This window comes from Kineococcus vitellinus (assembly GCF_009906315.1).
Lineage (GTDB): Bacteria > Actinomycetota > Actinomycetes > Actinomycetales > Kineococcaceae > Kineococcus > Kineococcus vitellinus.
This window is the reverse complement of the sequence record NZ_JAAALL010000213.1, coordinates 1-7,816: the sequence shown is the minus strand read 5'-3', so window position 1 is coordinate 7,816 and position 7,816 is coordinate 1. Positions and strand designations below refer to the sequence as shown.

Genomic DNA, 7,816 nt, shown 5'->3' with positions numbered 1-7,816 from the left:
GAGCAGGAAGTGGAGGAACAACACCAAAGGAATCCCCGACCACCACCCAAGTGAGTGGCGGCCATCCGGGGTTGATTGATTTGGCATCAACACTTGGCACACTGTTGAGTTCTCAAGAACCGGACGCACGAACCCTGCCCCCCCATCAAGAGGAGGCGCGGTGCTCGGCTTTTGGCTCGACCATCCTAGCGGCTCCAGCCGGTTCGACCGGCCAGCCCGCCCGGGGCGACCCGAACCTCATCGGCGACCAGCGAGCGCACTTGAGCGCCTGCCAGGAGCTGAGTTGGTCTGGAGTGTCCCGTCCCGCTCGCGGGGACCGGCCGGTGACCCGTCCGTTCCTCCCCGCTGGGGTGTGACAACTACGTTAACTGCGGGCCAGCAGTGGGTCAAATCCGCCTCTGACCGCCTCCTCCACCGGGTCGACGGGCGCGTCGACCCGCTCCTCCAGGCGCAGAGCCAGCTCGCGCACGGCCCGGTGCAGGGGGCTGCGGGCGGCGACCTCCGCCAGCGCCCGCCCGGCCAGCAGCGCGGTGTCGGCCGCCACGTCCTCCGGCAGGAGCAGCGCGTCCTCCACGCCGGCGAAGCGGCGCAACGCCGAGGTGATGCGGCGGGCCGGCGGTGAGCCGACCGCCGAGGCCCGCACGCGGGAGACGACGGGCAGGGCGGGCGTGGCCGGGGCGACCTCCTGCAGCAGGGCCCAGCTGCGCACCCAGCGCTGCAGGCCGACGGGGTCGGCGGCACCGACGTGGACGACGGCGTCGGCGGCCTCCAGCGCCACGACCGTCGCCGCGTCGCGCCCGCGGGGGTCCTGCGGGTCGTCGAGACCTCCCGCCACGTCGACGACGACCCAGTCGAAGGCGGCGGCGGCCACCGCCAGCACCCGTCGCAGGGCCGCCGGACGCACCTCCGCCCACCGGGCGGGGTCCGGGCTGCCGGTGAGGACGGCGAGGTCCGGGAGGACCGAGGGCGCGTGCCCGTGCAGCGTCGCGGTGTCCAGGCGCCCGTCGGCCGCGGCGCGGACCGCCGCGAGCAGTCCGGGGGCCTCGTCGAGGAGGCCGAGGGCCTGCCCGACGCCGGCTCCGCGGGTGTCGGCGTCGACGAGCAGCACCTGGGCGCCGTCCCGGGCCAGCTCGGCCGCGGCGTTGACGGCGACGGTCGTGCGCCCGCTCGACCCGTGGGGCCCCCAGACGACCGCGGTGCGCCCCGGCGCCGGGCAGTCCTCGGGCACCGCCCCGGCGCGGGGTGCGCCGGGCGGCGCCGCACCCGCGGCGGCCGTGGTGGCGGCGGAGAGGTCCTCCACGGCGGCGGTCACGAGGCGGGCCACGTCCTCCGGCGGGTCCGAGGCGCGGGCGAAGCGCAGGGCCCCGAGCTGTCGCCAGCGGCGCTCGGCGGCCTCGCCCGCCGTGCCGGCGGGCACCAGGACGACCAGGCCCACGCCGTGGCGGCGCAGCAGCTCCACCGCCTCGACGTCGCTGCCCGGCAGGTCGGCGCCGAGCACCGCGGCCCTGGCCAACCCGGCCTGGGCCGCGCCGAGCACCTCGGCGAGGTCCGCGCAGCGCCGCACCACGACCACGTCGCGGCGCACCGCCTCCCAGGCCGCCACGAGGGTCGCCTCCGCGGCGCCCGGGACCGCGACGAGGACGGGGACGCTCACGCCGCTCCCCGCCCCGCGCCGGGCACGGGGACCAGGACGATGTCCGCGCCGTCGGTGAGGGCCTGCAGCACCCGCGGCAGCGCCCCCCGGGGCACGAGCACCTGCACGTCCGCCCCCGAGCGGGCGGACAGGCCGGTGCCGCCGGCCGCGACGGCCGACACCTCGGCGGCCTCCGCCAGCTGCTGCGGCTCCTCGGGCACGGCCGCGCTCGTGGACGCGCTCGCCGGGGACTCCCTGACGACCCACACGTCGACGAGGGCGCCCACGGCCACCCCGGCCGGCGGAGGGCCTTCCAGCGGCACGCTCACCGGGCGGGCCGTCAGGTCCCCGACGCGGCCGATCGCCGAGCGGGGCAGCAGCTCGCCGGCCGGCAGGCCGCGCAGCGCGACCGCACCGGCGCCCAGCTCCTCCCCCGCGCCCAGGTAGGCACCGGCCGTGGCCTCGTCCAGGTGCACCTGCACGACGCGCAGGGCGCCGGCGCTCACCGGCTGGCCCGCGCCGACGGCCGAACCCACGGCGTAGACGCCGGTCGTGGCCTGCGCGGCCGTGACGACGCGCGCGCCGGCCACCACCGAGCCCAGCACGAGCGCGAGGCCCACCAGCAGCCGGGGGTCGCGCCAGGACGGCGCACCGATCCGCCGGGCCCTGCTCGCCCCGGTGCGGGCGGTCTCCGCCCGCCCTCCCGGTCGCACCGCTGTGCGCACCTGCCGTCCCCCTTCTCCCACCTGCACGGACCCGGCCATGGTGGGGTCCCGCGCCGCCGGGCGGCGGACGTCGTCCACAGGCCACCCGAACGGCAGATGCGCGGGGGTGACGCCGTGCGAGGATGCGGGCTCCAGCTCCCGCACCGTCCCGCGCAGCGACCAGGAGACACCGTGCCCGCCCGATTCATCCCGCTCGCGGACGTCGCCGAGACGCTCGCGATCTCCTCGGCCCAGGCCTACGCGCTGGTCCGCACGGGTGAGCTGCCGGCGATCAAGGTCGGGGGACGGGGCCAGTGGCGCGTGGAGGAGGCGGAGCTGGAGAAGTACATCCAGCGCATGTACGCCCAGACCCGTGAGAGCGTGCAGGCCCTCGAGGGGCACCAGAGCGCCTGAGCGGCCTCGCACCCGCGCGTCAGCGCTCGGCGATGCTGAGCACCGCCGAGAACGGCACGACCACGTCCTCCTGAGCGTCGACGGCGACGTCCAGGTGGTCGGCGCCGACGCGTTCGATCGAACCCCGCAGGTCCCACGCGCCCGTGCGCACCAGCACGGGCACGTCCGCACCGGCCAGGGCGCGCACCGCCAGGACGAAGGTGCGGCGGGCCGCCACCGCTCCCAGCGGAGCGGCCGCGTGCCGCCCGAGGCCGCGCACGGCCAGCACGGCGCCCGCGGGCACGAGGACCTGGCGGGCGCCGCCCTCCTCGTGCAGCAGCACCCACCCCGGCCCGGTCGCGGCCACCACCCCGCGCAGCCAGGTCCCGTCGCGCAGCAGCAGCGACACGGGCCGCTCGCCGGCGCGCAACCGGTCGCCGAGCAGCACGGTCGCCTCCTCGCGCACGCGGCGGTCGGCGACCTCCGCGTCGTGCGCGAGCCGCTCGAGGTGGTCCGCCCGCGCGGCGAGGTCGTCGAACAGCTGCTCCCAGCGCACGCCACCACGCTACGGGCCCTCACCGAGCGTCAACAGGTGCCGCCCGATCGGGCGCATCCGGCCCGGGGCGCTGGCCTCCCGCACAGCCGATCGCTAGACATTCCCCGTCAAACGACACCAAACGACACCCAACGCCCCCACCCAGGGGCACTCGGGGTCGAACGAGGACAGGAGGCGGGTCGACGTGCGTGCTGCGCGTGCCCTGGTGACCGCGGCGGTCGGGACGCTCCTCGCCGCCGTCCCCGCAGCGGCCGGCGCCGGAGCCCTCTGGCTCGGCGCACCCGCGCTGCGGGCCGCCGCGGCGGGCGCACCCGGCACCGGCGACCTCCTCGTCGCCGGGTGCGCCGTCGCCGCCGCCCTCGTGCTGGGGTGGCTCGCGCTGGGGGTCGTCGTGGCCGCGGTGGACGAGGCGCGCGCCGCCGCACCCGGTCGGCGCCCGGTGCGCCGCACCCCCGGCGTCCCGGCGCTGGCACGCCGGCTGGTCGCGGTCGCCGTCGGCCTGGTGCTCGGGTCCGCCGCGCTGAGCGCAGGCGCGGCCGAGCGGGGCGGCGCCGCGGCGCTGCCCGACCCGGGGTGGGCGGCCAGCGCCCCCGCGGACCCCGGCCCGGCACCGGTGGAGCCCGGCTGGGCCGCGCTCGCGGACCCGGCACCGGCAGCCGCACCGGCACCGCGCGCCGGTGAGCTGCCGCAGCTGCCCGGCGGCACCCGGGAGGGCTCCGCACCCGCGGAGGTCGTCGTCCACCGCGGGGACACCCTGTGGTCGCTGGCCCGGGCGCGCTGCGGACCGGAGGCCGGTCCCGGCGAGGTCCTGCGGCAGCTGCACCTGCTCCACCAGGCCAACGCCGACGTCATCGGCGAGGACCCCGACCTGCTGCACCCCGGTCAGGTCCTGCGCCTGCCGTGAGCCCGTCCGCGCACCCCGCACCCCACCCCGCACCGCACCGCCCGGAGGCCCCCGTGCCCAGCTCCGCGACCCTGCGCGCCCACGAGGGCGTCGACCTGCTCGACCTCCCGCGGTTGCGCCGCTACCCGGTGCCGCACGCGCTCCCCCCGCTGGTGGGCGGGGACGAGGGCCCGCAGGAGGTCCTGAGCCACCTCAGCCCCGACCAGGGGGTGCTGGAGCTGCAGCTGGTCGACCGGCGACTGCTGCCGCCCGCCGAGCTGCCCGAGGTCACCGCGTGGACGCGGCGCTACCTCGTGGCGCTCCTGGAGGTGCTCTCGGGGCACCGGCCGCCGCAGCAGCTGCTGCGCTGGTCCGCGCCCGACGTCTACGCCGGGCTCCAGCGCCGCGCCGCGGTGCGGGCGCGGCTGCGCACCCGCACCCGGCGCCCGGCCGGCCAGGCCACCCGCGTGCAGTCGCTGCGCGCCAGCTCGCCCGCCGACGGCGTCGTCGAGGCGAGCGCCGTGCTGCGCGAGGGCGAGCGGGTGCGCGCCTGCGCCCTGCGGGTGGAGCGGTGCACCGACCGCTCCGGCGAGCGCTGGCGGGTCACCGCCGTCGAGATGAGCTGACCCGCCGCGCCCCGCGCCCGCCCGGCGGGCTCAGCCCTCGCGCGGGCCGCGCTCGGCGGCGCGCCGCTGGGCGCGGTTGCCGGTGACGGCGTCGGTGGCCGACGCGTCACCGGCGTGCACCTCGACGTCGCCCTCGGCCGTGGGGGCGGTGTACTGCAGCTGCTGGTTGACCGGCGCCGCCAGACCGGGCGGGGTGGCCACGGCACCGGCCTGGGTGGCCGGCTGCACCTGCAGCGAGAAGAGGTAGCCGACCGACTCCTCCTTGATCGCGTCGGTCATCGCCAGGAAGAGCTGGTAGCCCTCGCGCTGGTACTCCACGAGCGGGTCGCGCTGGGCCATGGCGCGCAGGCCGATGCCCTCCTGCAGGTAGTCCATCTCGTACAGGTGCTCGCGCCACTTGCGGTCGAGCACCGACAGGACCACGCGGCGCTCCAGGTCGCGGACCACCGCCTCGCCGAGCTCGGCCTCCCGCTGGTCGTAGCAGGCCTGCGCGTCGGCGCGCATCTCCTCCACGAGGCGCTCGGCGGTCAGGTTGCCGCGCCCGCCGGCCGCGTCGACGACCTCCTGGGGCGTCACCGAGACCGGGTAGAGGGCCCGCAGCGCCTCCCACAGCTTCTCCAGGTCCCAGTCCTCGGCGAAGCCCTGCGCCGTGGCCTCGGAGACGTAGGCCGTGACGACGTCGTCGACGAAGTGGCGGATCTGCACGTGCAGGTCCTCGCCCTCGAGCACCTTGCGGCGCTCGCGGTAGATGACCTCGCGCTGGCGGTTGAGGACGTCGTCGTACTTGAGGACGTTCTTGCGGATCTCGAAGTTGCGGCCCTCGACCTGGCCCTGCGCGCTCTGGATGGCCCGCGAGACCATCTTCGACTCGATCGGGACGTCCTCGGGGATGCCGCTGCGGGTGAGGAAGGACTCCACCAGGGCGGCGTTGAACAGGCGCATCAGGTCGTCGGTCAGCGACAGGTAGAACCGGGACTCCCCCGGGTCGCCCTGACGGCCGGAGCGGCCGCGCAGCTGGTTGTCGATGCGGCGCGACTCGTGGCGCTCGGTGCCCAGGACGTACAGCCCGCCGAGGTCGCGGACCTCGTCGTGCTCGGCCTTGACCGACTCCTTGGCCTGCTCCAGGACCTCCGGCCAGGCGGCCTCGTAGGCCTCCGGGGCCTCGTCGGGGTCGAGCCCCTTGTCCTTCATGGCGGCGACCGCCAGGACCTCCGGGTTGCCGCCGAGCATGATGTCCGTGCCGCGGCCGGCCATGTTGGTGGCCACCGTGACGGCGCCCTTGCGCCCGGCCTGGGCCACGATCGAGGCCTCGCGCTCGTGCTGCTTGGCGTTGAGCACGGTGTGCTCCACGCCGGCCCCGGTGAGCAGCCGGGACAGGTGCTCGCTCTTCTCCACGCTCGTGGTGCCCACGAGGACCGGCTGCCCGGTGGCGTGGTGCTCGGCGATGTCCTGCACGACCGCGGTGAACTTCGCCTGCTCGTTCTTGTAGACGAGGTCGGGCTGGTCGATGCGCACAGCCGGGCGGTTGGTCGGGATGGGGACGACGCCCAGCCCGTAGGTCTGGTGGAACTCGGCGGCCTCGGTCATGGCCGTGCCGGTCATGCCCGCGAGCTTGTCGTACATGCGGAAGAAGTTCTGCAGCGTGATCGTCGCGAGGGTCTGGTTCTCGTTCTGGATCGCCACGCCCTCCTTGGCCTCGATGGCCTGGTGCATGCCCTCGTTGTAGCGGCGGCCGGCGAGGATGCGCCCGGTGTGCTCGTCGACGATGAGGACCTCGCCCTTGGGCGAGACGACGTAGTCCTTGTCCCGCTTGAACAGCTCCTTGGCCTTGACGGCGTTGTTGAGGAAGCCGATGAGCGGGGTGTTGACGCTCTCGTAGAGGTTGTCGATGCCCAGCAGGTCCTCGACCTTGGAGATGCCCGCCTCGAGGATGCCGATGGTGCGCTTCTTCTCGTCGACCTCGTAGTCGACGTCCACGTGCAGGCGGCGCACGATCTTGGCGAACTCCGTGTACCACTTGGTCGGCTGGTCGGCCGGGCCGGAGATGATCAGCGGCGTGCGGGCCTCGTCGATGAGGATGGAGTCGACCTCGTCGATGATCGCGTAGTGGTGCCCGCGCTGGACCATCTCGGCGGTGCTCCACGCCATGTTGTCGCGCAGGTAGTCGAAGCCGAACTCGTTGTTCGTGCCGTAGGTGATGTCGGCGGCGTACGCCTCGCGCCGCTCGTCGGGGCGCATCCGGGACAGGATGCAGGAGCTGCTCAGGCCGAGGAAGCGGTAGACGCGGCCCATGAGCTCGCTCTGGTACTCGGCGAGGAAGTCGTTGACCGTGATGACGTGCACGCCCTCGCCGGTGAGGGCGTTGAGGTACGCCGGCAGCGTCGCGACGAGGGTCTTGCCCTCGCCGGTGCGCATCTCGGCGATGTTGCCCTGGTGCAGGGCCGCGCCGCCCATGAGCTGCACGTCGAAGTGCCGCTGGCCCAGCGTGCGCCGCGAGGCCTCGCGGACGACGGCGAAGGCCTCCGGCAGCAGGTCGTCGAGGCTCTCGCCCCCGGCCAGACGCTCCTTGAAGCGCTGGGTCTCCCCGCGCAGCTCGGCGTCGCTCATCGCCGTGAAGTCGTCCTCGAGAGCGTTCACCTGCTCCGCGATGCGCTGCAGACGCTTGACCACGCGGCCCTCACCGGCGCGGAGGACCTTCTCGACGATCGCTGGCACGTCCTCACTCTACCGGCGCGGGGACCGGCGCAGGTGCCCGTACGGACCGATCCGGTGGCGCTGCGTCGATGCGCTCTCGACGCAGCGTCCCGACAGCGGTCCCGCGGCGGCCCCGCGGCGGTGGGCGGCGGCCCCTCAGCGCGACTCGTCCAGCAGCCGGCGCAGGTCGCTGGGGCGCACGCCGCTGATGGGGACCGGCACCGGCGCCACGGGCGCCGGCCGGGCGGGGGGCAGCGCCAGCGCGCCCTCGCGGGGCACGCCGGCGGAGCCGAACTCGCGCGCGAACGCCTCGCGCGGGTCCAGCGC

At 75.7% G+C, this 7,816-nt stretch carries 7 protein-coding genes; 3 read left to right on the top strand and 4 right to left on the bottom strand.

From position 1 onward, the window contains the following. Positions 1-364: 364 nt before the first annotated feature. A complete protein-coding gene (locus tag GTQ99_RS16605) occupies positions 365-1,654 on the bottom strand; it encodes a CpaE/TadZ family protein (protein ID WP_166616845.1) in 1,290 nt (429 codons plus the stop codon). Continuing rightward, complete coding sequence (locus GTQ99_RS16600) at positions 1,651-2,358, bottom strand: hypothetical protein (protein ID WP_166616844.1); 708 nt, start codon at positions 2,356-2,358, stop codon at positions 1,651-1,653. Before GTQ99_RS16600 ends, GTQ99_RS16605 begins: the two co-directional genes overlap by 4 nt. A 171-nt stretch (positions 2,359-2,529) precedes the next feature. Here GTQ99_RS16600 and GTQ99_RS16595 point away from each other — a divergent pair, with 171 nt between their 5' ends. Continuing rightward, the gene (locus GTQ99_RS16595) at positions 2,530-2,751 is read left to right on the top strand and encodes a helix-turn-helix domain-containing protein (protein WP_166616843.1); all 222 of its coding nucleotides are present in this window, start codon (positions 2,530-2,532) and stop codon (positions 2,749-2,751) included. A gap of 19 nt (positions 2,752-2,770) precedes the next feature. Here the strand turns inward: GTQ99_RS16595 and GTQ99_RS16590 are convergent, their stop codons facing one another. Then, the gene (locus tag GTQ99_RS16590) at positions 2,771-3,286 is read right to left on the bottom strand and encodes a hypothetical protein (RefSeq protein ID WP_166616842.1); all 516 of its coding nucleotides are present in this window, start codon (positions 3,284-3,286) and stop codon (positions 2,771-2,773) included. 184 nt (positions 3,287-3,470) lie between these two features. On the opposite strand from GTQ99_RS16590, the gene GTQ99_RS27050 reads away from it, so the two are divergent. Beyond that, the gene (locus GTQ99_RS27050) at positions 3,471-4,190 is read left to right on the top strand and encodes a LysM peptidoglycan-binding domain-containing protein (protein WP_166616841.1); all 720 of its coding nucleotides are present in this window, start codon (positions 3,471-3,473) and stop codon (positions 4,188-4,190) included. Between the two features lie 53 nt (positions 4,191-4,243). Continuing rightward, positions 4,244-4,795, top strand: coding sequence for an Rv3235 family protein (locus GTQ99_RS16580; RefSeq protein WP_166616840.1), 552 nt, complete (start codon positions 4,244-4,246; stop codon positions 4,793-4,795). Between the two features lie 30 nt (positions 4,796-4,825). On the opposite strand, the gene secA is transcribed toward GTQ99_RS16580, so the two are convergent. Next, on the bottom strand, positions 4,826-7,510 hold the full coding sequence (gene secA, locus GTQ99_RS16575; RefSeq protein WP_166616839.1) for a preprotein translocase subunit SecA: 2,685 nt from the start codon (positions 7,508-7,510) through the stop codon (positions 4,826-4,828). Positions 7,511-7,816: the final 306 nt, after the last annotated feature.